The sequence below is a fragment of the Paenibacillus sp. MMO-177 genome (assembly GCF_037147795.1).
In the GTDB taxonomy this organism is placed as follows: Bacteria; Bacillota; Bacilli; order Paenibacillales; family Paenibacillaceae; genus Pristimantibacillus.
The window spans coordinates 222,522-248,137 of sequence record NZ_JBBCUR010000001.1 but is presented as its reverse complement, the minus strand read 5'-3'; the positions used below and the strand labels follow the sequence as shown (position 1 = coordinate 248,137).

Annotated in this window: 23 protein-coding genes; 17 read left to right on the top strand and 6 right to left on the bottom strand. The window is 45.2% G+C overall.

Going from position 1 to position 25,616, the window contains the following annotated elements; all coding sequences use genetic code 11:
- Positions 1–271 precede the first annotated feature (271 nt).
- The 7 genes from WFK81_RS01130 to WFK81_RS01100 all read left to right on the top strand — a co-directional run bounded on the left by WFK81_RS01130 (position 272) and on the right by WFK81_RS01100 (position 12,569).
- Positions 272–5,182: a sugar-binding protein gene (locus WFK81_RS01130; RefSeq protein WP_336784626.1), complete on the top strand. Its 4,911-nt coding sequence runs from the start codon at positions 272–274 to the stop codon at positions 5,180–5,182.
- 234 nt (positions 5,183–5,416) lie between these two features.
- On the top strand, positions 5,417–7,171 hold the full coding sequence (locus WFK81_RS01125) for a right-handed parallel beta-helix repeat-containing protein (protein ID WP_336784625.1): 1,755 nt from the start codon (positions 5,417–5,419) through the stop codon (positions 7,169–7,171).
- A 150-nt stretch (positions 7,172–7,321) separates the two neighbouring features.
- Positions 7,322–8,359, top strand: coding sequence for a Gfo/Idh/MocA family protein (locus tag WFK81_RS01120; RefSeq protein ID WP_336784624.1), 1,038 nt, complete (start codon positions 7,322–7,324; stop codon positions 8,357–8,359).
- A 281-nt stretch (positions 8,360–8,640) separates the two neighbouring features.
- Complete coding sequence (locus WFK81_RS01115) at positions 8,641–9,708, top strand: glycosyl hydrolase family 28 protein (protein ID WP_336784623.1); 1,068 nt, start codon at positions 8,641–8,643, stop codon at positions 9,706–9,708.
- Between the two features lie 13 nt (positions 9,709–9,721).
- Positions 9,722–10,741, top strand: a complete 1,020-nt coding sequence (locus tag WFK81_RS01110) for a zinc-dependent alcohol dehydrogenase (RefSeq protein ID WP_336784622.1) — start codon at positions 9,722–9,724, stop codon at positions 10,739–10,741.
- Positions 10,738–11,766: a GDSL-type esterase/lipase family protein gene (locus tag WFK81_RS01105; RefSeq protein ID WP_336784621.1), complete on the top strand. Its 1,029-nt coding sequence runs from the start codon at positions 10,738–10,740 to the stop codon at positions 11,764–11,766. Before WFK81_RS01110 ends, WFK81_RS01105 begins: the two co-directional genes overlap by 4 nt.
- 17 nt (positions 11,767–11,783) lie before the next feature.
- Positions 11,784–12,569 carry a ChbG/HpnK family deacetylase gene (locus WFK81_RS01100; RefSeq protein ID WP_336784620.1) on the top strand — a complete coding sequence of 262 codons (786 nt, stop codon included), beginning with the start codon at positions 11,784–11,786 and terminating at the stop codon, positions 12,567–12,569.
- Between the two features lie 68 nt (positions 12,570–12,637).
- On the opposite strand, the gene WFK81_RS01095 is transcribed toward WFK81_RS01100, so the two are convergent.
- Positions 12,638–13,204 (bottom strand): TetR/AcrR family transcriptional regulator, encoded by a 567-nt coding sequence (locus WFK81_RS01095; RefSeq protein ID WP_336784619.1) that lies wholly within the window; start codon positions 13,202–13,204, stop codon positions 12,638–12,640.
- Between the two features lie 99 nt (positions 13,205–13,303).
- On the opposite strand from WFK81_RS01095, the gene WFK81_RS01090 reads away from it, so the two are divergent.
- Both WFK81_RS01090 and WFK81_RS01085 read left to right on the top strand, forming a co-directional pair.
- The gene (locus WFK81_RS01090; protein ID WP_336784618.1) at positions 13,304–14,227 is read left to right on the top strand and encodes an ABC transporter ATP-binding protein; all 924 of its coding nucleotides are present in this window, start codon (positions 13,304–13,306) and stop codon (positions 14,225–14,227) included.
- 16 nt (positions 14,228–14,243) lie between these two features.
- On the top strand, positions 14,244–15,026 hold the full coding sequence (locus WFK81_RS01085) for an ABC-2 transporter permease (RefSeq protein ID WP_336784617.1): 783 nt from the start codon (positions 14,244–14,246) through the stop codon (positions 15,024–15,026).
- Positions 15,027–15,200: 174 nt separating this feature from the next.
- On the opposite strand, the gene WFK81_RS01080 is transcribed toward WFK81_RS01085, so the two are convergent.
- Positions 15,201–15,680, bottom strand: coding sequence for an NmrA family NAD(P)-binding protein (locus WFK81_RS01080; RefSeq protein ID WP_336785456.1), 480 nt, complete (start codon positions 15,678–15,680; stop codon positions 15,201–15,203).
- Between the two features lie 483 nt (positions 15,681–16,163).
- On the opposite strand from WFK81_RS01080, the gene WFK81_RS01075 reads away from it, so the two are divergent.
- The 3 genes from WFK81_RS01075 to WFK81_RS01065 all read left to right on the top strand — a co-directional run bounded on the left by WFK81_RS01075 (position 16,164) and on the right by WFK81_RS01065 (position 18,608).
- Entirely contained in the window at positions 16,164–16,640 is a 477-nt protein-coding gene (locus WFK81_RS01075) for a DUF2231 domain-containing protein (protein WP_336784616.1), read from the top strand.
- A 52-nt stretch (positions 16,641–16,692) separates the two neighbouring features.
- Positions 16,693–17,397 carry a VIT1/CCC1 transporter family protein gene (locus WFK81_RS01070; protein ID WP_336784615.1) on the top strand — a complete coding sequence of 235 codons (705 nt, stop codon included), beginning with the start codon at positions 16,693–16,695 and terminating at the stop codon, positions 17,395–17,397.
- Positions 17,398–17,510: 113 nt separating this feature from the next.
- Entirely contained in the window at positions 17,511–18,608 is a 1,098-nt protein-coding gene (locus WFK81_RS01065; RefSeq protein WP_336784614.1) for a glycosyltransferase family 4 protein, read from the top strand.
- An 82-nt stretch (positions 18,609–18,690) separates the two neighbouring features.
- Here the strand turns inward: WFK81_RS01065 and WFK81_RS01060 are convergent, their stop codons facing one another.
- Complete coding sequence (locus tag WFK81_RS01060; RefSeq protein WP_336784613.1) at positions 18,691–20,001, bottom strand: amidohydrolase family protein; 1,311 nt, start codon at positions 19,999–20,001, stop codon at positions 18,691–18,693.
- A gap of 167 nt (positions 20,002–20,168) precedes the next feature.
- Between WFK81_RS01060 and WFK81_RS01055 the strand changes: the two genes are divergently transcribed.
- Both WFK81_RS01055 and WFK81_RS01050 read left to right on the top strand, forming a co-directional pair.
- Entirely contained in the window at positions 20,169–20,597 is a 429-nt protein-coding gene (locus WFK81_RS01055; protein ID WP_336784612.1) for a MarR family winged helix-turn-helix transcriptional regulator, read from the top strand.
- A gap of 135 nt (positions 20,598–20,732) precedes the next feature.
- On the top strand, positions 20,733–21,017 hold the full coding sequence (locus tag WFK81_RS01050) for a hypothetical protein (RefSeq protein ID WP_336784611.1): 285 nt from the start codon (positions 20,733–20,735) through the stop codon (positions 21,015–21,017).
- A gap of 89 nt (positions 21,018–21,106) precedes the next feature.
- Here the strand turns inward: WFK81_RS01050 and map are convergent, their stop codons facing one another.
- Both map and WFK81_RS01040 read right to left on the bottom strand, forming a co-directional pair.
- The gene (map, locus tag WFK81_RS01045) at positions 21,107–21,853 is read right to left on the bottom strand and encodes a type I methionyl aminopeptidase (protein ID WP_336784610.1); all 747 of its coding nucleotides are present in this window, start codon (positions 21,851–21,853) and stop codon (positions 21,107–21,109) included.
- A gap of 7 nt (positions 21,854–21,860) precedes the next feature.
- Positions 21,861–22,442, bottom strand: a complete 582-nt coding sequence (locus WFK81_RS01040; RefSeq protein ID WP_336784609.1) for a TetR/AcrR family transcriptional regulator — start codon at positions 22,440–22,442, stop codon at positions 21,861–21,863.
- 192 nt (positions 22,443–22,634) lie between these two features.
- Here WFK81_RS01040 and WFK81_RS01035 point away from each other — a divergent pair, with 192 nt between their 5' ends.
- The 3 genes from WFK81_RS01035 (at position 22,635) to WFK81_RS01025 (ending at position 24,488) form a co-directional block, all read left to right on the top strand.
- Positions 22,635–23,102 carry a nucleoside deaminase gene (locus WFK81_RS01035; RefSeq protein ID WP_336784608.1) on the top strand — a complete coding sequence of 156 codons (468 nt, stop codon included), beginning with the start codon at positions 22,635–22,637 and terminating at the stop codon, positions 23,100–23,102.
- A gap of 87 nt (positions 23,103–23,189) precedes the next feature.
- Entirely contained in the window at positions 23,190–23,366 is a 177-nt protein-coding gene (locus WFK81_RS01030; protein WP_336784607.1) for a hypothetical protein, read from the top strand.
- Positions 23,367–23,570: 204 nt separating this feature from the next.
- Entirely contained in the window at positions 23,571–24,488 is a 918-nt protein-coding gene (locus WFK81_RS01025) for a YusW family protein (RefSeq protein ID WP_336784606.1), read from the top strand.
- 47 nt (positions 24,489–24,535) lie between these two features.
- On the opposite strand, the gene WFK81_RS01020 is transcribed toward WFK81_RS01025, so the two are convergent.
- The gene (locus WFK81_RS01020; RefSeq protein WP_336784605.1) at positions 24,536–25,408 is read right to left on the bottom strand and encodes an alkaline phosphatase family protein; all 873 of its coding nucleotides are present in this window, start codon (positions 25,406–25,408) and stop codon (positions 24,536–24,538) included.
- Positions 25,409–25,616 lie beyond the last annotated feature (208 nt).

Sequence of the window (25,616 nt, the reverse complement as noted above, 5' to 3'; positions counted from 1 at the left end):
GCCCTTTCTTTGGATAAGTAACCCCATTATGAAATTGATTATGACTGTTGTCCAGCAATTTGTGAGAGAAGCGGAACATACGCAAATTTCGGTCATGAGAATGTTATAGTTGGTTATTTTACTGATAGAGCAAGTGGGATCGGGACGATATACTCTTCGTAAATCTGATACAGAAGAGAGGATGATTCAGAGAACCAGATCACGGGATAGATAGCAAGAATACTTTTGAAAGCGGTTCCTAAATTCGGAATGAATTCATGGAGGGTTAAAAATGTTGAAACATGCTAAAATTCTAGCTCAGCGATGCAAGCCAGCCCTAATGGCATTTCTATGTCTGATCGTCTGCTTGTCCATGTTCCCTGTCGAGGCTCCGCCGATCGCTGCAGCGGCATCAAGTAATGTTCTGGCAAACGGCGATTTTGAGGAGGGGACCGCCAACTGGGCGGCTTCGGGCGGCAATAACTTTCAGGTAGTTGATGACGCAAGTATTGCGCATGGCGGTTCCAAAGCATTAAAAATTGATGGTGCCATAGGCGCTTACGAGAGATATGAGCAGCAAGTTCCTGTCGAAGATAACGTTGATTATATTTTGTCCGGCTATATTAAATCAAACGCGGGTGATGGAGCGGTTGAGATCTTTTTCCCCTGGGATAACAGCAGCGCAAAATGGATTCAGGTTACTCAAACGGACTCATGGGAAGCATTCTCCGTTACGATTAGTCCAAAGACGAACAAATATTTATCTATAAAGCATGTTTCAGATAGCGTAGTATATCTCGATGATCTTTCGCTCGTGAAGAAAGAGGCGGGTCCTGTCAAAACGATTGTATCGTTCACGGATGCCTCTGTAACAACGCAAAAGGACATTGTTCCTCAGCTGCCGTCAACCATTAACGTTACTTATAGCGATCAATCCACAGGTTTAGAGACGGTTGTATGGGATTCGATCGACCCAGACCAATACGCCAATACGGGAACCTTCCAGGTTGAAGGACATGTAGCAGGCACTGCGTTGACCGTGAAATGCACGGTAACCGTATCGCTGCCTTCCGAAGGTAAGGAATATTTTATGTCATCAACAGGCAGCGATCAGAATGATGGCAGCTTGAACAGTCCGTTTGCGACCGTTGCCCATTTTGTGTCCCTTGCAAAGCCGGGTGACACCTTGTACATCCGTGGCGGTTTCTATGAGCAAAGCACGGATATTACTTGTTCGGGAACGGAAAACGCCTGGATTACGATTCGAAATTATCCGAATGAAGTTCCGATTTTTGACGGTTCGGATTATTGGCATACGGGAAGCAGTTCCAAGACAAGAATAGCCGCTTTCTTTGGAAATGCCGGCTCCAACTATATAGTCATTCAAGGCTTGGTTATGCAAAATTACATCATGTCAGCCGTTACAATCGGTTACCGCGAGAAAGATTCCAATGGACAGTATATCGGAGCTCCGGCGACGCATTATAAAATCCGTTATAACCTTGTAGACCGCATTGGCCAGAATGGTATTTCTTCCGGATCCGGCGCTTCGGACATCACGTATGAGAATAATATTGTAGGCCGAACAGGTTACGATACGACCTTTGGCTCATGGTCAAGCGGATTAAATTTCCTTGATCTGAACGGGAGCGAGAACTATGTTCGCAATAATGTCTCTTATCAAAATATTGATGTTTCCGCAAGGCATACCGACGGTAACGGAATGATTCTGGATACTAGCGGTCCTCATACGTCGGTTGTCGTCGAGAATAATCTATTCTTTATGAATGGCGGTGTGGGTCTTGCATGGACGGATGCCAGCAATGCGATAATCCGTAATAACACGCTTTATGAGAATGGCCAAGACCCGGATTATGTCAATGGCCCCACAGGCATGGCGTTTTGGGAGGCACATCACAACATTGACCTATCAAACAATATTGTTTATCAGAGAAATAAAAACGGATTAAAGACAAATATTCCTTTTGATGAGGACAGCGAAATCATCGCAAACAATATTTCCGGCCAGCCTGGCGCGCATAATCCGAAGTTTAAAGACCCGGCAAACGCAGATTTTACACTAGCAGACGATTCACCAGACATAGATCGAGGCTACAGCAGCAAGGGACCTCAGGATACTGTTGTGTTTGACCATAGAGCTTTAAAAAAACAAACGACTGGCCAACCGGTAGATTGGTTTACATTCGCACCGGATATGGATTATATCATCGGCAAAGGTGGGCTTGAGCACATTTTTACGCCGGCAGAGCGCGAAGCTGAAAACGGAAGGGTTGACTTGGGAGCCTTCTCAACTTCATATACCAATTCCAATCCGGATGCCGTTATCCCGGATGAGGAGCTTCCTCCAGAACCTCCGAAGGCTGTTGAACTGTTGTCCAATCAGGGATTCGAGACCGGAATTGCCGGTTGGAGCGCTCTGGAAAGCAGCATTAGCAGCATAAACAGTATTCAAGCCTGCCAAAGCGGCTATCAGTGTCTTCAAATTTCGGGTCGTACCGCATTCTGGAACGGCATATACCAGTCAATTACATCTAAAGTGAAAAACGATAAGACCTATAATGTAAGCGGGTACGTTAAATTGCCTGATCAAGCAGCCGCAACGGGCAAGCAAATTGCGCTCTATGTCAAGATTGTCATGGACAGCGATCCGGTAAACGGGCAAGGCACGAAAGACGGCAATACGTACATGATAGGGAAAGTAACGCCGTCAGCAACCGGATGGCAGCAAATTGCAGGTACGATTTCCACGCCGTCTTCGGGAAAAATTGAAGAATTTCAGCTCCTTGTGCAAGGCGCGCCTGACTGGAACGGCGACCCTGATGCATACAACGATACAACGCCTATTCTTGTCGATAACTTGTCCATTAAGGAACAGTTGGGCAAGACGAATCTATTAACGAATGCGGCAAAGGGAAAACCGGATGCTATTGACGCGAAGGCCGATCGCGCGTGGGATTTTCTTAATGAGACAAAGTTATCCGATTCCGCCAGTTTTAAGACGCTATGGGACGAAGGAAATCTTTATCTGTTGATGTATGTAAAAGACTCGACAATCGATAGCCGCGATCATGTAGATATCTTTATTAATGGAGATTACGACAAGCAGTCTTCTTATGAAGGCGATAATGACCGTATGCTTCGTGTATCAAGATCCGGTGTGACCAGTGGGGGCAGCTTTAATGCCGTTGTGAAGGAAATACCTGGAGGGTATATCGTAGAAAGCAAAATTCCGTTTCCGGCCAAGACGTTGTCCAAATCGCAATTGATAGGGTTCGATATAAAATTGACGAACAATGATCAAGAAGTCGCATGGAACAATACCGACCTTAATCAAGCCGATGATAAGCAGACCCTGGGTAAGCTCCAATTGGTTGAGCAGAATGAGAATAAGGCTTATGTACCGAAAGGCACGCCAAAGCTTGAACTTCAAAGCGGCATTGATCCTTTGTGGAGCAAAGGGGCCGAACTGAGAACAGAGATCAAGACAGGAGAAAGCCAGAAAAAAGGAACATTCCGTTTGTTATGGGATGATCAATACTTGTATGTCCTTGCTCATGTCACCGGCAGTACGTCCCTTAATAAGGATAATGTTAATGTTTACGAACAAGACTCCATTGAATTTTTCAAGGACGAGAATAATCAGAAGACGCCGTTGTATCAAAATGATGATGGCCAATTCAGAATCAATTATGCCAATGAACAAAGTATTAACAGCAAAAAGGCAGAAGAATTAGTCTCCTATGCAAAGGCCGACGGAACCGAGTATTGGATTTCAGCGAAGATGAAATGGACGCTTGGCCATTCGGTGGACGACGTGCTAGGACTAGACTTGCAAATCAATGATACAAATGGCACTTCCGGAAGAACCGGAACGCTAAATTGGTCTGACGGAACAGGTCAAGGCTGGCAGAGTACGGAAGGATACGGTTCTATTAAACTAGCAGCAGCTCCAGATCCTACAGATAATCCTCCTGATACTCCTGCAACCGGAAATACGGTTATTGATTATACTCCGCGGATTACCGTAAAGGCAGGCACCGTCAGCATAATTCCTGAAGAGTCCGTTTCATCGCCGGACATTACATTAAGCGATACGGTCCTTCAAACCGCCATTCAGACAGCTTTAACTAACAACAATTCTTTAGTCATTAAGCTCGAAGCGATTGGAGCACTCAATCAGGTTCGGTTCCACTTGCCGGCAGTATCCATGTTAGAAGCACAGAAGAAGGGGATACAGTCCATTATATTCCAAACTCCATTCTTGACCATGACGATGAAAACAGACGCTATAAAGGAATTGGAAGCAAACAAGGAAAGTTTTCTTGTAGAACTGCATAATGGAAAGACCGAAACGGTCAATGGACCAAACAGACAGCAACCGGTCATGGTCTATGATGTTTCTCTATTTGTAGACGGTCAGCCGATTCATACGTTCAAGACCGATAAGTCCGTCAGCCTTCAGATTCCTTATGTCTTAAAGGCTGGAGAAAAAGCTTATGGAGTCGTGGCTGCTTACGTTAGTGACAACCACGGTTTAGATATTATAAGCAGCTCGTCGTATGAAACATCGACAGGCATGGTTTATTTCATTCCGGCTCATTTCAGCCGATTTACGATCTTATCGTCAAAGGATAAATTCAATGATCTTGCAACCGTTCCTTGGGCTGCTGAAAGCATTGAAGGGTTGGCTGCTCGCGGCATGCTAGCCGGTACGGGCAATAAGCAATTTTCACCTGGGTTGGCGGTTACTCGAGCGGAATTTGTGTCCATGCTTGCCGCATTTTTTTCGGAAACCGCTCCTGCATCGAATAGTTTTACAGATGTGACACCAGGTGCCTGGTACTCCCGTTCGATTTCCGCCGCAGCAGGTTTAGGCTTGGTCGAAGGATATAAGGACGGCAGTTTTGGTCCAAACCGCTTTATTACGAGACAAGAAATGGCTGTTATGACACGGCGCGCGATTCAAATTCTTCAGCTGAATCTTCCGGAAAGACCGGTTAGTTCTTTCAAGGATGACAAGAAGATTGCTGAATATGCAAAAGACAGCGTAATTCAATTGCGGGCCGCAGGTTTGCTGAATGGCGACCAAGCCGGAAAGTTTAATCCGTCTCAAAAGGCTACTAGGGCTGAATCCGCAGTTCTATTGTATAAATTGTTCATGCAGCTTCAAAAGCAATCCTGATTGATACACGGCCTGCCATTTGAGCAGGCCGCTTTTTATGCATATGAAAAACGTATAAGTTGCAGTCATGAAAGTGCTTACAATGGTAACCGCAGTGTTAGAAGTACAAAGATCTCCCGTCTATTATAAAGGTAGAAGCGTCCACCGGTAGATAAGGGCGTTAGAGGGGAGGAAGAGAAACGATAACGACTTACAAAAGGCTACCTTTACTTAAATAACAGGAGGATGATTGGTTTGAAGCATTTAAGAAAAACAATGACGGTTCTTGCAGCATTGTTATTCGCGGTAAGCATGGCTGTTCCGTTACCCAAGGCACATGCAGCATCAAACTATTATGTTGCCCCAAATGGCAACTATTCAAATGACGGTTCGATCAATTCGCCATGGCCGACAATTGCCAAAGCAATGGAAGCGGTGCAGCCTGGCGATACGATCTATGTGCGAGGGGGGACATACACGGGTGAAACTTACTTAACGAAGTCCGGAAGTGCCAATGCGTATATTACGATTCGAAATTATCCCGGCGAGATACCGATCCTTGATGGCAATGGAACCTCTGGTGTTGCCTTTTATTACGGTGAAGGGCAGCAAGGAACGGGAAATGGCAGTTATATTAATATTGAAGGTTTTATTATTAGAAACTATTGGCGATCTGCGATCAATATAGGAGCAGCGAGCCAGATTATTTACCAGGAGGATGGCAGAGACATCTCGCCTTACCAAACGGTATCTCACCTGAATATTCGTAATAATGTCATTGACCGATGCGGTCAAAACGGTATTTCTATTTTTAATGCAAGCGACGTCCTCGTTGAGAATAACCTTGTCGGACGTACAGGGTGGGACCCGAATACGGGTTCCTGGTCAAGCGGCATTAATTTCTGGGGAATGTACGGTACCAATAATGTGATACGAAACAATGTTTCCTATCATAATGTAGACGTCTCGAACTACCATACGGACGGAAACGGCATTATTGTGGATCTTTCATTCCATAAAGGCGGAGCTAAAATCGAAAACAATCTGCTTTTCGAAAATGGCGGTCTCGGCATAGCGATTACAGACAGCGCTTATTCCCGTATTTTTAATAATACCCTTTCCAACAATGGCAAAGAGCCTACTTATATCCAAGTAAACTCGGGACTTGTTTTTGCCGGGCAGGATTCAACGGACCAGGTAAACGTACGTAACAACATTGTCCATCAAAGCACCATTGGAGCAAACGGAGCCATGTTCTATACCTTTTCCAGTGGATATACGAATAGCGTTTTCTCCAATAATAATGTTTCCGGTCAGGCGGGTTCGAGCGGTCCTCAATTCGTTAATACGAACAACGCGGATTACACTCTCGGACCATCCTCCAGCAGTATAGATGCTGGAACGTCAACGGATACACCGGGTGATGCGCTCGTTTTCGACCAAGAAGCGCTCATGCAGACAACGGCTAACCAACCAATCTCCTGGTACCGCTGGGCACCGGACTGGAACTACATTGCAAGCAAAGGTGAAATTAAAAATTTGTTCGGGTCCGCTGCAAGGCCGCAAGGTTCCGCCAAAGATTTAGGTGCTTTTGAACGCGCTGGCGGGACAACGCCAAACTCTGGGACCATAACTTTAAAGGCGAAGGCAAACGGTTTATATGTACGTGCGCATGTAGATCAGAATTTCGCGCCGTTATTAGCCGTTGCCTCTAACGCCCAAGCTTGGGAGACCTTTGATCGAATAGACAACGGGGATGGAACCGTATCTTTCAAGGCAACAAACGGAAAATACGTGCAAGCCAATGCGAGCTGGACAGATGCTCCGCTGCAAGCCATTTCGGATCAAATACAACAATGGGAGAAATTCCAGGAGGTTGTGAATTCGGATGGTTCCAAATCTTATAAGGCATTAGCCACAAATCTATACGTTTCATGTAATCCGAATGCCAATAACGCTGGACTGTACGCTAATCAGTCCTCCATTGGCACGTGGGAAAAATTTGATTAACGAAAAGTTCGAAGCCGTCACCCATGTGGCGGCTTTTTGATTTGCAGAATTAGTCATTAGACTGTTATGGAAGGTTTTCAAACTGTTAGAGGCTGTTTATGGAGGCGGATATACTTAATCATACAGAAATTAAGAAATGAAGGAGTGGAGATGTTGTCAATCCGAGTAGGCATCATCGGATGCGGATCTATTGCGCAATTTCGCCATGCGCCTGAATATGCCGGACATGAAGACGTGCAGCTTGCGGCTGTCTACGATCGTAATCCTGAACGCTCCGCAAGAATGGCTGAAAAATACGGAAGTAACATAAAAGAATCAGCGGAGGACCTGCTCCAAGATCCCTGCATTGATGCCGTGAGCATTTGCACGTCCAATGAAACGCATCATGACCTTTCTATTGCAGCACTCCGCGCAGGCAAGCACGTTCTCTGCGAGAAGCCCATAAGCGTGACGATAGAAGAGGCGGAAGCGATGAAAGAAGCCGCATTGCAAGCAAATCGTATTTTAATGATCGCGCATAATCAACGTTTTAACGAGTCGCACCAAATGGCGAGGACGCTGCTCCGGAAAGGGGCCATTGGGAGAGTGTTATCCATTCGCGTGACATTTGGACATAGCGGTCCGGAAAACTGGGCTTATGTTAAAAGCACAAAATCCTGGTTCTTCGACAAGACAAGGTCCGTATTTGGCGCCGCAGGTGACCTAGGCATACATAAATTCGATCTTGTACGATTTTTGCTTGATGACGACTTGTCTGAAATTGCTGCACTTGATGGGACGCTTCATAAATCCGATGAGAATGGTTCGCCGGTAGCCGTAAACGACAATATGGTCTGCGTCTTTCGGACGAGGAGAGGCGTGCTGGGTACGATGGCCTTAAGCTGGACCTATTACGGCGAAGAAGATAATAGCACTATCATCTACGGAGAAAATGGAATTATGAAAATTCTGGAAGATCCTCTTCATCCGCTTATTGTTGTCCATGCGGATGGCAGCGTGGAAAGGTATCAATCTGCCGGCATGCAAACCAATGATAGTCAGTCCGACAGCGGAGTTATCCGGAAATTTGTTGCGGCAATCCTGCAGAACGAATCTTCACCCGTGGACTGTAATGACGGAATAGCTTCCCTGCGCATGCTGCAAGCGGCAGCCCAATCCGCCAGAGAAGGACGTTTGATTCATATATAAAGGGAGGAACGCGCATGTTAATGAATTCTTCAGGCATCTCTGCCTATAACTATTCTGGATATTGCCCGTCAGCAACAGGCTTGCGTCTATTTGTTAATGGAAACCGGGAGTTTTTGTTCCATGCTACCGTGGCTTGCTTTGCATCGTTTTCCATGGAGGGCAGAGCGGAGATCGAAATCGAGACGGATTTTCCGATTGAGAGGATATCTATCAGACCGTTAAGCCGGGAAATAGACTATCAACAGAAAGAAAGGTCCGTATCTTTTGTAATTGAAGAGCCAATGAACTTATTCGTGGAAATTAACGATCAAAAATATCCCTTGTTTATATTTGCTAATCCGATTATGAAAAGTGCGCCCTCCGAGAATGATCAGGATGTGATTTATTTCAAGGCGGGGCTGATTCATGAAGTAGGCACGCTGAGACTGAAGAGCAATCAGACTCTTTATATAGAGGGAGGAGCCGTTGTTCGCGGGGTCATTCGGGCTACGGATGCCGAGAACATCCGAATTTGCGGTTATGGAATACTGGATGGGTCGCTTGAGCCGGCCGATGGTCCGGACCGCCGTCATTTCGTTGTGCTGGAGGGCTGCAGGAATGTAACCATTGAAGGAATTATATTAATAGAGCCTCCCAACTGGATGATTGTCCTGGGCGATTGCGAGGATGTTCAAATTCGTAACATTAAGGAGATTGGTCATTGCGTATCCTCTGACGGCATCGATATTGTGGGTTCCAGAAAAGTTCTTGTGGAAGGCGTGTTTCTGCGCAATAATGACGATTGCATTGCGGTAAAAGCCTTGAATAACCCCGAGCCAAGAAACGCGAAACGAACCTGGGCCAATGATGTACGGGACGTGATCATCAGAAACAGCGTTATGTATTCAGCCGAAGAGAACGGCGGGAATTGTCTAGAGATCGGATTTGAGTTGAGAACCGGCCTTGTGGAAAATATCGTGTTTGAGAATATTGATGTCATTGCCGTACATGGATTTGGCTCTGTATTCAGCATCCATAACGGGGACCGCGCCTTAGTTAGAAATGTTCGCTATGAGAATATCAGAATCGAGCATTTTTACGATAAACTGATCGATATTAGAGTGGTTGATTCGCCTAAGTGGAATGAGGATAAGGTTAAAGGAAGTATTCAGGACATCCATTTTAAAAATATTCAGGCTATCGAGCAGCCGTTCAACAGCGGTTACACCTGCTCACTCATCGGCGGAACAGCCTCTTCGACGGTCGATCATATTTTAATAGAGGATTTCTACTTGAACGATAAAAAAATCAACAATGAAGACGATTTATGGCTGCACACCAAGCATGCCAATCATATTCGATTCAAATAAAGGAGTATGGAGAATGGTTACCTATATCGAATTTCCGGAATGCAACCGCGTAACGATTGGTCAAGAGACGTTCAATGATTCACCGTTAGGCGCAAAGGAAGTCATCATCCGCAATGAAGCATCCATCATCAGTGCCGGCACGGAATTAGCAAGGCTAAAAGGCATTGAGCCGGGAACCGAGTTTCCGGTGCGGCCAGGTTACGGTTCGATTGGAATCATTGAAGCAAAAGGCAGCGAAGTCACGGATTTCGAAATTGGTGACCGGGTATTTTACGCCGGCAAGCATGCCTCGAGAGAAAGATTCGTTCACGATCAGGGGCATCAATGGGGGCATCTTTTCAAAGTGCCATCTGAACTGGATCCCGTTGAAGCGGCTCTTGGTTGCATGGTGGAGATTGCCATGACAGCCCCCAACATGACCAACCTGCGCCTTGGAGATACCGTTGTAGTATATGGACTTGGCATTGTAGGCGTGCTTGCCGCGCTCATGTATCAGTTGAAGGGAGCCAGAGTCATTGGCGTAGATCCTCTTCAAGAAAGATGCGAATGGGCTAGATCGCTTGGAATTAAGGAAGTCGTGGATGTCAATCCTTCTTCGCAAGTGGAGAAAGTTCTTCAATTAACCGGCGGAGAAGGGGCTCCATTTACGGTTGATGCCGTAGGACATGTTCGCGTCATTGAGAATTGCGTAAAAACGACGTCGCCAATGGGAGAAATCATTCTGCTAGGCTCTCCTCGCGTGCATGTAGAGGGAGATTTGAATGCGATCATGTGGGACGTGCATCTTCATGGAAAGTCGATTCGCGGTGCGCATATGTATCGTTATCCGGTTCGGCCTCAACGTGGCGTCAGCATGGATGTGGAATGGGTGTTTTCGACCGCCTTCCAGCTTATTCTCGAAAAAAAGCTGGATGCATCGCGTTTCATCAGCCATGTCATCAGCCCGGATCAGGCACCCGAGATTTATCATGATCTTCTGTTACACCCTAACGAATATAAAGCGGTTGTGATGGATTGGAGATCTTGCGAATGAAACTGGAACTTCATAATTTCGCCGAACAAATAGAGCATGAAGGAAAAAGGGTATGGAGCAGAGTCCCGAATGCCGTGCGTTTGGAGCTGAATGCTTTGGCGCAGCAAACCTCCTTTTGCATGAGTGGCTCCGAAATTAGGTTTCGCATGCAAAGTGACGAGGTTATGATAAGAGTTAAGCTGGCGTACGAGCTGCAACCCGGGGCAGCTCTTGCGGAAGTCTTTCACGGCTCTTTCCCCGAGCCGGAGCCTTACGTGTTCATTGGGGTTAGTCCCGAGCTGCGTATCCGAAAGCCGGAAAAGCTATCATTAATGAGAGCTATAGCCGAACAAGAAGGCGCATGCTTTAATCCGGAACTGGTTCGAATTCTGCTACCGATAAACGCCAATATTGCCGATATAGAGCTTGTTGAAGGCGCAATTGCAGCCCCTCTGCCGGAGGACAAGCCTTCGTTGCGCTGGCTTGCTTACGGCTCATCTATCACGCATGGAGCATCGGCCGGCCTTCCAAGTTCCACCTATGTCATGAAAACGGCCAACAGCTTGGGAGCCGATTTGATTAATTTAGGGTTCCCGGGCAGCGCGCTCTTAGATGCTACAGCTGCCGCTTATATAGCTGGCCGGACTGATTGGGATTTTGCAACGTTGGAACTTGGAATCAATGTAAAATGGGATGTTGCTCTTAACAAGCCGGTTCCTGTTTCCGTGTTTGAGGACAAACTGAAACGATTTCTGCCGCAGATTGCCAGTACACACAAGGACAAATGGATTTTCTGTATAGACATGTTTGCCATGCAAGGAGATTTCGACGGAGATCCGTTAGTTAATCCCTATCGGGAAGCAGTTAAAAAACAAGTCAAGCTGTTAAATTTGCCAAGGCTTATCCACTTAAATGGGTTAGAGCTGTTATCGCAAGGAGCAGGTCTGACTTCCGATCTTATCCATCCATCCAATTTTGGCATGGAGAAAATATCTCTGAGACTCGCTGAGGTTATGCAGACTCATATGAGTCAGTCGGCAGGTTAGTATATGGCGGTGTCAGCATGATCAAGGTAATACTGCGTGGGGATGATTTCGGAGGCAGCCGCTCAGCAAATGAAGCAATTGCCGAGGTATGCAAAGCAGGGATGGTCAAAAATGTAAGCGTTATGGCTCCGGGACTGTATGTTGAGGAAGGAGCTGAATTACTTGCTAGTCATAAAGAGATTTGTTTTGGCATGCATATTACGATGAATGCTGAATGGGATAAGGTGAAATGGAGGCCTGTTCTTCCCTTGAGTCAGGTGCCCAGTCTTATAGACCAACATGGGTACTTTCTGCCGCATCCTTCTTTAATGAGCCAGGTGAATCTTGACGAAGCTATAGCAGAGACGATTATGCAATATGAGCGGCTATGCCGGCTAGGATTTCGCATCTCCTATGTAGATGAGCACATGTTTTTTGGACAATTCATTGATGGTTATCATGCATGGCTAGATGTTTGGTGCAAGGAAAGGGAATTAATGAATACGATCCACTATCACCAGCCACTTCCTAATAATTATATACCTTATGAAGACAATGATGATTGTGTAAAATTGCATACCCAATATTTAGATAACCATATAATGGGGCTTCAATCAAATTCAGCAGGATCGTATACAGTTATATTACATCCAGGTCATAATAATGAAGAGATGCGCCAATTCGGCAACGCAGAAACTGATGGAATTAGAATAGCAGAAGAACGGGATGCCGAAAGACGAATGCTGCTTGATCCCATTTTGATGGATTTTTACAAAAGACACAATATTGCTTCTGTTCGGTATGATGAGCTTGGGCTTGAGTAGAGGAGATGAATAAGGCAACATTCTTCAAAAGTAGAAGAATGTTGCCTTATTTCGATGATGGTTCTTGTTTATATTTGTGTTCGAATCGTCTGTAATAGGCCATCTTGAGTTATGCGTTGTAGAAGTTTAACTAATTGATCAAGTGGAATTTTTTCTCCTTGCTGAAGCCAACTGCCTGTTACTCCTATCATGGCTGAGAGCGCATATTCAAGCACAATCTCTAATTCCATATTCAATTTAATACCGGTATTAGCCAGCTGTTGTACGATCATGTTGCGGTAGCTGGTTTTTATTTTACTTTGAAACGAGGGGTCCCCGTGGTCCCCTAGAAGAACAGCTAAATATTTGCGATGTGTGACGAGTTTATTCATCATGTGATCGAGCGGGATTGGAGCGTCGGTAAGTAAACTGACAGGTGTAAATTGCTGCATATCCGCTATCAGTTCATCCTCTATTTGCGATAGAAGGTCGTATACGTCCTTAAAATACTCATAGAAAGTACCGCGGTTGTACCCGGCACGTGAGGTTATTTCTCTAATCGTAATCTTTTCTATTCGTTTAATGGTGTACAGCTCCCAGAACGCTTCCATTAAATTCTGTCTTGTTTGTACCATTGTGTTAGAAGAAGTTGGCATAGTTATTACCTCTATTCTGTAAACGAATAATTCCGACATATGTGACGAAGTTGTCGGTTGAACATGTTGCCGGAAGATCTTAGACTAAAATCATACGACATGTTGTTGGAATTTTCAATTGAGGAGTGTGTTTGTGAAGTGTTCATTGTATCCGTTAATAATATAACTAAGAAATACGCAGCGAACAAAGGCGTTTTTGATTTATCTTTTACTATTGGGGAAGGGGAGGTTTTTGGTTTTCTAGGTCCTAATGGGGCGGGCAAGACGACAACAATTCGCCATCTGCTAGGCTTTATTCGACCGGATAGCGGGAGCGCTACTATACTGGGCCAAGATTGCTGGCGTGAAACCAAGAGCATTCAGCGGCAACTCGGCTATTTGCCAGCAGAAATTGCACTTCCCAGCCATATGACCGGCACCGAGCTAATCCAGCATGCTTCGCGCATGCGCGGCTTATCAAGCAGCGGTAAAGCTCAGGCGCTAATAGATCGATTCGAACTCGACCCGTCTATCCCGGTGAAGCGTATGTCAAAGGGGATGAAGCAGAAGGTCAGCATCATTTGCGCTTTCATGCATGATCCTCAGGTCATTGTGCTTGATGAACCGACAACTGGACTCGATCCGCTTATGCAGGCCGCTTTCGTCTCGTTAATTAAGGAGGAGAAGGCGCAGGGCAAGAGCATTCTGATGTCTTCCCATCTATTTGAGGAAGTTGAAGGTACGTGCGATCGCATTGGCATTATCAAGCAGGGACGCCTCGTCTCGATTGCTCATGCTAACGAGTTCATTCGCATGAACCGGACAGTCTACGTCCTGACTTTTGGTAATGCCAGTGATTATGAATCGTTCCAACAAGGACCGTTTGCAATAACTTCTTCCGACGATAACCGGCTGCAGCTAACCATAGAAATGGAAGAAGGTCGTATTAACAGTCTGATTCAAGCGCTAGCTTCCCATGAATTAGTTTCTCTGCGTGAATCACAAGCCTCGCTAGAATCGCATTTTATGGCATTTTATCATTAAAGGAGGCTCATTCTTAATGTTTAACCTAGAGCTGTTCAAATATCTTGCGAAGTCCCATTTCAAGTCATTCGCAATCATTACCGTTTCTCTTCTCGTTCTCATATCCATCATTATGACGGTCTTTGATCCGTCAACCATTGCGGATATTGCGGCTGCCAGCAAGGATGCTCCCGTCAATCCACTAGGAGATATCACGACATTAATCGCATTTGTCGCAAATCAATATTTCGGAAACTTTGTTATTATCTTAGGTATTATCTATTCTGTCATAACGGCGAACAAGCTTGTGGCCGAACAAGTGGACAAAGGCAGCATGGCTTATCACCTGTCCATGCCGGTTACCCGGGTAGAAATGACGGCAACAAGCGCATTGTATTTGTTTTCATCGTTGGCTGCCATGTTCCTTCTAATATTCGGGGTTGGATGGAGCGTTGCGGAATTCGTACAGCCTGGAGAGCTGCCAGTTGGTATTTTCTTTACCCTCACATGGGGGGCGTTTCTGCTGCATGCAGCCATCGCAAGCGTTGTATTCCTTGCTTCCTGCTTGTTTAATCGCTCTAGTCGAGCACTAGCGCTTGGGGCAGGGTTAGCTGTTTTTTTCTTTGCAGCCGATCTTCTTTCGAGTTTGAGCAGCAGTCTGGAATGGATGCATAATCTGACGATTATTACGCTGCTGGACATAGATGCCATTATTTCCGGGGGAAGTTATGGAATTCAATTGTTCGTTCTGGCCGCTGTATCGTGCAGCCTTACCTTGATTGGAATCACCATTTTTAAACGTAAGGACTTGCCGATCTAATGCCGTAATAGTTAAACATGATAGGGAATTGGATGGATTTAAGCAGATTTTGGTCCCTCCTCTTTTACAGAATAAGGATGAGGTATAAAGTCAAAAACAACAATACAAACGGCGCCGAAGATATTGCGGCGCTGTTTGTTATTGCACATATGCAGATTCGCATCATCCTTGCTGTCAATGAATAAATTCATTCCTGTTATCGTGAATATATTGCCTAATGGTTATTGGTTTACGGCCGATCAACCTTTCCAAATCAGTAGTAACTTTTTTCGCAAAACCGATTTTTGCGGTAAAATAAATCCCTGTCATTACATTGATTTGATCGGAGGGCAGCCCTTGGTTACGCCAATAATTCTTAAACTCAGCAGAAGTAGGATTATCATAACGTATAGGAGTTCCCCAGATTTCAGTCATAAGCGCGGCAACTTGTTCATAGGACAAAGCTTCGCTTCCGGTGAGATCATATGCCTTGTTCTCGTGTCCTTGGCCAGTTAGAGCTTGAACGGCAACCGCTGCAATATCCCGTATATCTATAAAACTGGTCTTGCCATTGCCGGCAGGCACAAAGATCCTGCACTCATCACGAATTTCTTTCAAGTGCGTGGTGTTCAAATTCTGCATAAAAAAGCTTGGCCTTAGAAAGGTATAGGGAATCGCGGCTTTTAAGCACGACGGCAGCTTATCATGATATGATGAGCTGCCGTTTTCTCAACTAATGGAACCGATAATCGCCTCATCGGAAAGGAACTAATCGGGGAAGACTGATCCGGGGTTATTAGTCTAGAGAACCTCATTATTGGATGTTCAGCTGTAAAAGAGATAGATTTAACAGCGAGAGACGATAGTCACACAAAAACGCAGCCGGCGTATTGCGCCGGCTGCATTTTTGTGTGACTAAAGGGATAGCGTCGAAAGTGAGCTGAACCTTGAAAAGGAAAAAAGCGCGTCTAACCGGGGACAGTGTAATAAAAGAGAAGTTCACCGCAATTATATGCAGGACTGGATAAATTAGGTAGTGGTTGTGGATACTACAATTAATCTGCTCTCAAAATAAAACTTCGACTCCGGGTTTTAAGAATTTTTCAATAATCTTTTGCTACGATTCGCTTTGAATACCACTATCAAGGAGGAATTCCATTGTTGAATGAAATGATGAATCACGCGCATCCTATTCTTGTCCATTTTCCAATTGTTTTGATTACGATCGGTGTTCTATATGATTTCATTGTGTCTATTCGGCGAGGTTCTCTTCCTTTAAAACAAGGGCTTTGGCTTTGGATTGCGGCTGCTTTATCCGCATGGCTTTCCGTGGCGACGGGTCCTGAAGAGGACGCCAGAGGCAACACGATCTTCTTGGAAACTCACAGTACGTTAGCTGATATCACCGCGTGGATCGTTAGTATCATGGTGTTAGGCAGATTGATATGGCTGTTTCGCGGGAAACAATCCTTCGTTAAGCAGACGCTCGTTATTTATCTTACGGTTGCAATCATCTCATGCGGTTTAGTTTTAGGTACGGGTTATTACGGCGGAAAAATGGTTTACGATGACGGCATTGGCGTAAAAGTAAATGGTGAAATGGTAAATCCTCCAAATGGGAATCGTAATAAATAAACAATAACTTTACGGCGTCGGGATCATAGGAAAAGCGCAAGGAGGCATTCAATTGAACCAACCGGACCAAAACAAGCATATCGAAAAACACTTTACTGCAACAGCTTTAATAAGGGACATCGTAATTGGCATGTCGGATGGACTGACGGTTCCTTTTGCACTTGCGGCCGGTCTTTCCGGATCCGTGACGGGTACGAAAATTGTTGTTATTGCGGGCCTAGCAGAGATAGCGGCCGGGTCTATAGCAATGGGGTTGGGCGGGTATCTAGCCGCGCGTACGGAACAGGAGCATTATGAGAACGAACTAGAGCGGGAGCGTCGGGAAATCGTCGAACTTCCGGAGTTTGAAAAAGAAGAAGTAGCCGAGGTATTGCGGGAATGGGGGCTGCAGGAAGATACCGTTAAATCGGCTGTCGATCAAATCAGCAACGATCCGAATCGATGGGTTTCCTTCATGATGAAGCACGAGCTGGGACTTGAAGAACCTGAGCCAAAAAGAGCCCGCAATAGTTCGATAACCATCGGATTATCCTATATCGTAGGCGGTTTCATTCCTTTATTTCCGTATATGTTGATTCATCGAGATGCCGCGGCATTAATGGTTTCCGTGGCAGCGACTTTAACTGCATTGTTTGTGTTTGGATACGTGAAGGGGAAATTTACGGGTTCTAAACCGTTAAAAAGCGCTACCCAAACCATGTTAGTCGGAGGCATGGCTGCGGCCACTGCCTTTGCGATAGCAAAGATCATTTCCTGACGATTATTTGCCGGATGCGGCTGCATGAATATTCGCCTATCGATATATCAGTCTATCAACCATCGCCATGTGTAAACATACAATACGGTAGTCATGCTCGATGGAGGGTAAATATGAAGCTGTTGATTATTGCGCCCGAACAAATTCCTGTGCCACCGCCAGTGGGCGGGTCGGTTGAACATTGTATATATCAAATTGCCAAGAGGTTTAGTTCGAATCACCAGATCACGATTGTAAGTCTAAAAAGGAAGCAAATGGCGCGTAAATCGGTAATGGGGAATGTAACGATTCTACGAGTGGACGGAGGTTCGAAACAAACTTACCTTCGAAATGCGCTTGAACGCGTGAAAGGTAATCGTTATGACCTCATCCAAATTGATAATCGGCCAAGTTTTGTTAACAGGGTGAAGAGGGAATTCCCCGATACGCCGATTTCAGTATTTTTGCATTCGATGACGTTTGTTTCTCCCCCGATGACGACAAGCAAGAAGGCGGAAGCAGATTTAAAAAGAGCGAACTTAATTGTAGGAAATAGTAAATCCTTAAAACAGATGTTAAGCAGAGCTTTCCCCGCCTGTAACAACAAAATAAAATATGTTCATCTTGGAGTAGACCTTAATCATTACTTTCCGAATTCTAAAGGTGAGCCGAAATCGTTTCACGTCCTATTTGCAGGAAGACTGATCCCGCGCAAAGGTATTCCGGTCCTTATGAAAGCTGTGAAGATCGCTCGTAAATCAGTACCGATACGCTTAGCGATTGCAGGCGGGACGGGTAAAGCCTCCTATAAAGCTTATTTAAAGCGGAAAGCAAATTCACTTGGCATTCCGGTTTCATTCAAAGGTTATCTTTCGCGCGGACAAATGCCCGGCTTTTACCGGACGGGGAGCTGCTTTGTTTGTCCCTCTCAAAAGCATGAGGCGTTTGGTTTGGTTAATATTGAGGCAATGGCTTCCGGCTTGCCTGTTATAGCCTCGCGTAATGGCGGGATACCTGAAATTGTAAAAGACGGACGAAACGGTCTGCTTGTCAATAACTATCGTAATCCGGAGGCATTTGCAAAACAGATTGTTAAATTAGCATCGCAGCCGATTTTCAGGCGCAAGCTTGCCACTCAAGCCAGACGGGATGCCATGCATCATTTCAGTTGGGGACAAACGGCTAAGAAACTGTCATCGATATATGAGTCATACCTAAGCAAGAAGTTATAACAGGTATCACTTACAAGTCAGGTAAGGCAATATCATATGCCATCTAAGAGGGACTGTAGTCTGCAGTCCCTCTTTCTTGGTTCTAACCTAGTTGCTGCGAACCATTGAACCACACGGATTTGATCGACAAGGTATCCGAAATAGTAGCGGTCGGATCACCGTTTATGAGAATAAGATCAGCGCGCGCCCCTTCGGTAATCCGGCCCCGATCATGAAGACCAAAGCAACGGGCAGGTTTGGCAGTTGCCGATTGAAGAGCTTCGATCGGAGTGAACCCTGCCTTCACCAGCAGCTGCATTTCGTGGTGGACACTGGCCCCATGAGCAAGGCCGCCGAGGTTCGGAACCGGAACAGGCGCGACATCCGTCCCTACAAGAATATCAACTCCGGCGCGGTGAAGATCCATCACATTCTGAAAGCTGTTTTCCATATTGCCTTGTGGGAACGTATTGAAGCTTGAGTTCAAAATATCGATCCAATCCGAGCTTAATTTGGAATGAACCCGCGGATCATTCGCCAATTCCGATGCCGGATTTCCGATAATCGATGAATTCAACACCAAGCACGGTATAACAAAAGCTCCTGAATCCGCTATGGATTGAACTAATTCGGGCGTGTACTCGGGTCTATCGATAAACAAGTGGCCCAAACCGTCGACACCAAAATCGATGGCTGCTTTCGATGAAAGAGCCGTCAGGACGTGGGCGATGACCAACTTATCGAGCTTGTGGGCTTCCGTCACGGCTGTCTTAAGAATCTCATCGCTCAGAACAGGTAAGCCAGGCGCACCCATGACCGTACCTTCTTCAATCATGATCTTAATATAGTCGGCACCATTCTCCACTTGGGTATGCACATGTTTGATCGCTTCTTCAACCGTCGTCACTTGAGGTATTTCTTCGTGATCGTGAGCGTATGCGGCCAACATGGCTTCCCTGTCTTCCTCCGATAACTTCTCTAGTTCCTTTAATACAAATTCCGGTATTTCGTCGTCATCCGGCAGTAATTCATCCGGGTGTCCGCCAGGAGCGGTAATCGCTGTGCCGGCAGAACGGACGTCCGCGATGTCATCCGTATTTTTCAACTGAATTTCGCGGCCTCTTTTCGTAAAATCGCCGTTCATTTCGAGTTCTGTCGTAACGCCGAATTTTAAGGCATCCCGTAATCCGCCGATTGAAGTATGGACATGTGAATCGATCAGACCAGGTATTAGTGTCGCATTTTCTCCATCGATAATCGTTGCATCGGCTGGAATGTCTCCGCCCACTGAAATAATGGATTCCCCTTTAATGACGACATGTCTGGGGGCAATTATTTGATTTCCGTCAAAGATTCGAACATTTGTAATCGCCGTAATTTGTTCTAACGCAGCATGTTGATTTGCTTTCTCCATTTTATGATTCCTCCTAAAGTGTTTGCCATTCAACATTTCGGAGTATAACTGTTAGGAATCTAACTGTCAATAAACTAATATTTATTTGACAAGCCTATAGGATCACTGTATATTTTAACTACTTACAATTAGATCTCTAACAATTTCGAAAGGGACGATGGACGATCATGCATTCCCGCAAAGATACGCCTTTTATGGATTTGTTTCAGATTATCGGTCTTAAGCTAAAGAAAAGAGCGGACGAGAGTATAAAAGAGCTCGGATTAAGTTCCCAACAAGGAAAAGTAATCGATTATATATATGAGAACCAAGATAATCAAATTATTCAAAAGGATCTTGCAGATCGGTTTCATTTACGCGGGGCAAGCATTACGAGCATGCTTCAAGGACTGGAGCAAAAAGGGTTCATCGAGCGCAAAATCCCGGCCAATAATGAACGGCAAAAAAATATATATGTATTGCCGAAAGCAGTTGAATTGATTGAAGGCTTTAATGAATCATTCCAAAAGGTGGAGGATGAAATCGTTCAAGCCCTTAATGACGAGGAGAAGCAAATCTTAAAGAAATTGCTGATCAGAATTAATGAACGCATATAACCGGTACAAATCTCTCGCCATTTAAACCTTGGAAACATTAAAGGCTATGGCCTTCCGGGTCATGTGTACAGGTCGTATTCCCCTTCTGTGAATATAATAAGCTGTAATCCAAAACTGGAAGGGGATAATTATATAGTGAACCGCAACTATTACATGGGCAATGTAGGTAGTATGAATGAAGCTAGCTTTTGTCCCGATTGTCCAACGCAGACCATCTATGATCCTCCAATTACCGTATACGAGGACTACTACCATCCACAGCTTGTGAATGTCATCCAAAATATTGAAACGATAAAGCAACATCATTGTTGTCCTGTCTATCAGCATTATTACACGCATACGGAGAAAAACGTTATGGTTTCGGGCGTAAAGAGCGGGAAGCAAGTTAAAGCATCCTCCAAGAAACGTTCGAAAAAATAGAATCCAAAAAAAAATGAGCAGACCGCCTGGGCGGCACTGCTCATTTTTTTTCATTGAACGAAAGAGGTGAACGGGATAAACGTTTACCTTTATTGCGCGGTCAAAATTTGCGGACCTTCAGCCGTAATGGCAATCGTATGCTCGTATTGGGCGGCGAGCTTATTGTCCATCGTCCGTGCGGTCCAGCCATCCGGATCGATTGTCAAATAGTAGGTGCCTTCGGTGATCATCGGCTCAATCGTGAACACCATGCCTTCCTTGATACGGAGGCCTTTTCCAGGCTTGCCGACATGCATATAAGTCGGCTCCTCGTGCAGGTCCCGGCCTATGCCGTGGGCGAGCAGGTCGCGCACGACGCCGAAACCGTGTGATTCTGCATGCCGCTGAATCGCGCTCGTCACGTCGCCGAGCCGATTGCCGGGCAGCGCCTGCTCGATGCCCAGATCAAGACATTCCTTCGTGACGCGCATCAACTTCTCCGCCGTCTGGGAGATCTGCCCGACTGCGTAACTCCAGGCCGAGTCGCCGAGCCAGCCATCGAGCTCAGCAACCGTGTCGATTGTTACGATATCCCCTTCCTCAAGCGGCTTATTGCTAGGGAAGCCATGCGCGATCACATCGTTGGCGGATGCACAGGTCGCATATGGATAGCCCTTATAGCCTTTCTGGTATGGCTTTGCGCCGTGCTTCAACATAATCTCTTCGAATAAACGGTCAATCTCGTTAGTGGTAATCCCCGGTTTGATAAGCGGGGCGATTGTACGATGGCATTCAGCCACAACTTGGCATGCCTTGCGGATAGCCTCGATTTCATGCTTGTTTTTTAAAATGACCATGTTAGGATCAGGACTCCTTCGTAATAGCTTGCACAGCGAGTTTGGCGATTCGATCGACGTCCAGGTCGGAATTGCCCGCATAGTAGTGCATCCCGCAGCAACCGACCAGAACGGCAAGCATATGGTCAACGCTGTCGTCTTTGCACTGGGCGATCGATTGGAGCGGAACGTACAGCCGTTCCATAAATTTTATTTTGGCGTGTTGTCGATCCCTTTCAGGCAAGCCCGCATAATGTTCCGCCGCCATTTTGTAGACGAGATATGCGCGGGCGTCCGACTGCCATAGCCGGAGCAGCGCTTTACAATACTCCAACAACCGACCGTTATCCGAGAGGTCGCCGATGTTTATCCCATTTGCGATTACTTGCTCGCATCGCTCGAAGCCGCTTCCTAACACGTCTTCAATCAATAAATGCCGGTTCGGGTAATAATGGTATACGGTGCCGTAACCAAGCCCTGCCTCGCGGGCTACGTCGCGAATATCAAAGGTGCCGCCCGTGCGAAAATAAGAGCGCGCGGCGACGTCCAGGATCTGTTCCCTGCGCTGTATGCGTATGAGCTCATTTTGTTCTTTGGTACGAGGGCACATCGCATGTTAACCTCCTTATATAGACCTGCAAATTTGTCGATATAAAAATTGTAACGCATGAGGCGGAGAAATGCAAAAGATTATACCGGAGCCTGACTCGCAAATAATTAAAGACCAAAACTTTAAATGTTGTATAATCATGAAATCAATGTAATAACGATCATGGAAACTAGAAAGAGGGGAAAAAGAACAATGAGTCAAGACGAACTTTTCATGAAAGAAGCAATTAGACTATCTCAGCTTGCTGTTCAGCATGGCAACGAACCGTTTGGTGCCGTGCTCGTGAAAGATGGTGAAATTGTATTTAGTAACGAGAACCAGATTTATTCCGCAACTGATCCAACGTTCCATGCGGAATCGGGTTTGCTGCGGAGATTCTGCGCAGAAACACATATTACTGATTTACAAGAATACACGTTATATTCAAGCTGCGAACCTTGTTTTATGTGCTCCGGCGCGATGGTTTGGACTAAGCTTGGGAGACTCGTTTATGCTGCAAGCGACATTGATCTATGTAAGCTATTAGGCGAGCAGGGAAGTCATGCTTCTCGAATTGTATTTGAGAACTCGCACTATCAACCTAAAGTGACGGAAGGCATATTGCGGGAAGAAAGCCTAAAGATATTGTCCAACTATTTCCCTCATAACAAAAAAGGCTAATTCCTTTTGTCATCTACGCATAAAGAATTAAATTATCGGAATAATAAAGCCGGCAGGTACAAAGATGTCTAAACAAAGGAGTATGAAATGGAGAATAAAGATAAAGAGGCAGTGCATTCCGAGGGTCAAAACGGAATAAACGGGTTTGAATCTACGATCGTTCTGGACGGTGAAGCAACTGCAAAAACTCCGGAAGAGCCAAGTCTAGCGGAACGGGCAAAAAAGGTAATGGAGAACATAGGAACCGAGATAAACGGTATATGAACTAGGTTAGACCAATATTATTTTTATGCAACCGATTAGGCATGAGCCAGGTATTGTACCGGGCTTGTGCCTTTTTTGCAATTCTTCCGTTTTTGATTGTATATGGACGTTTCCGAAATACGGACTTAAAAACAACACTACCTATCGAAAGCTTATATTGGCTGCCAAGAACCAAAACATGCATGTAATCTGAGGAGGAACATTTTGAAGAAGAAAATTTCCTATATGTTAATCGGTGCGCTAAGCACAGTCATACTTTCCTACGGTGTTGTTGCCTACGCGGATTATGATTCTTCCGCAACAAAAGAGGACAAACCGGCAGCAAGTGATTCATACGTTGTCCCGTCAAAGACGGCTGAGGCTGAGGTTAAGGCTGCGACAGCTCAACCAAGCGCCAGTGAGGCTCCAATTCAGCTTGAACAGCTGAAAGCATTGGATTTGAAAATGGAAGGCAATAACGTGAAAATTAGGATCGAGCTCGAAAAGGAAGAATCGAAGACCGAATCCAAGGTAGAAATTAAAATTGGCGAGGATCAGAAGAAATATCTGACAGGCAGTGAAGCGACTCAATTTATCCAGCAGCTTCTTGCAGCACTCAAGCTGCAAGCAAACATGGATAAGCAGCAAGTAATGGATGCGTTGTTTAAGCATTTCGCTGTTGAGCCGGCTAAAGTCGAACTGAATATCGATATCAAAATGAAGGATCGTCCAGCTGAACTGAAATTTAAGGAAGAAAAAGACGACGATGACGACAATGACGACAATGACGATGCGAAGGTTCAAGCCGTACAATCAGCGGTTCAAACCGTACCATCAACCGTTCAAACGGTTCAAGATAATGAGAAGGCACAGCTTGCAACTAATGATCAGCTTGCGAAGCAAGAGCAGAAAAAAACTCTGATTGCGCAGAAAAAAGCGTTGCAGCAAGCTTGGCAGAAGGCTCATAAAGAGGAGCAGGCAAAGAAGAAACAGCAAAAGCAATTGGTTCGCAGCGATCGGGACCACGCTCAGAATAAAAGCCAAAAAGACGACGAAGATGATGATGATCAAGGCGAGGACCACGGCGATGACGGCCATCATGGTGGACATCATGAACATGAAGAGCATAATAAAGAGGACTAATACAAACTCAAATAAAAAAGACCCCAATGTTGGGGCTTTTTTTATTTTTACTTCCATACATTTATAGGCTTCACGTTTTTGCTATTTCCAAGAGCCGGCAATCCATAGAAGTCTTCGATTGTACGCAGCATACTATAGTGATTTGTTTTCATTGTATAGACTTGAGGTTTAATTTTTTGGCCAACCATAGTAGTGGGGATTTTATTCTTGGCGCTCCTATCGTCCTCGTCCCAGGTCAGAATAAAGAGGCTATTATGTTTTTTTGCCCATTCGATATAGCCCGCCATGTTATTTTTTAGCCAATCGTCCGCTTCTTTAATTGTTCCGTCATGAATGTCGTGCTGTAGATTCGGAACAACAAAGGAAACAGTCGGAAGTTTGCCATAGTCTTGTGGGAAAGAGGTAAACGGCATATTTGCTTTTGCGGAAACGTTAGTGAAATCAGCCCAAGGGTTATGCTTTCGGGCATATAAGGTTTTAAGATCGTAGGGTCCGGTAAATCCTACGCTAGGTAATCCTTCGGAATAACCGCCAAAAGTGTAGCCGTGTTTTACAAGCTCATTAGCTAAATTATCCGTTTTAAAAGTATGCGATGGTTTATCATCGGTTACACCTTGATTCGAACCGGAGAAAAGATCAATATAGTTCGGCTGGCTAGGATGTTCAATCGCATAATGATTCGTTAGATTGGCCCCGGTTTTTACAAGCTGATTAATGTAAGGAGCATTTTTATTTCCGATAATCTCCTTGTAGGAGTGGTTCTCTTCGACAACAATGACGATATGATTTGGCGCTAGACTCGTTTGCGTGGTTGAGCTGGAGGCATGAACCGTTTTAAAGCTTTCTTCTAAAAATGGACTCACTGCGGAACACATTAAAACAAGCATAACGCTAACCATTCCTATTTTCTTGATCTTCATGCTACGCCCTCTCTTTTTGTCCTCGATTTTCTGCGAATTTTACTATCATAACTTGTATTATCCCAAAATGATGCACCGAATGATCGAATTAATATTTTTTTAAGATTTGAGAGGCGGACTATTGTCCGGCTCTTTATTTTTTGTTCGGGTTATTTCGATATTAATATCCAGTTAATAAAAAATTTATTATTTTACGCTAATCTACAGA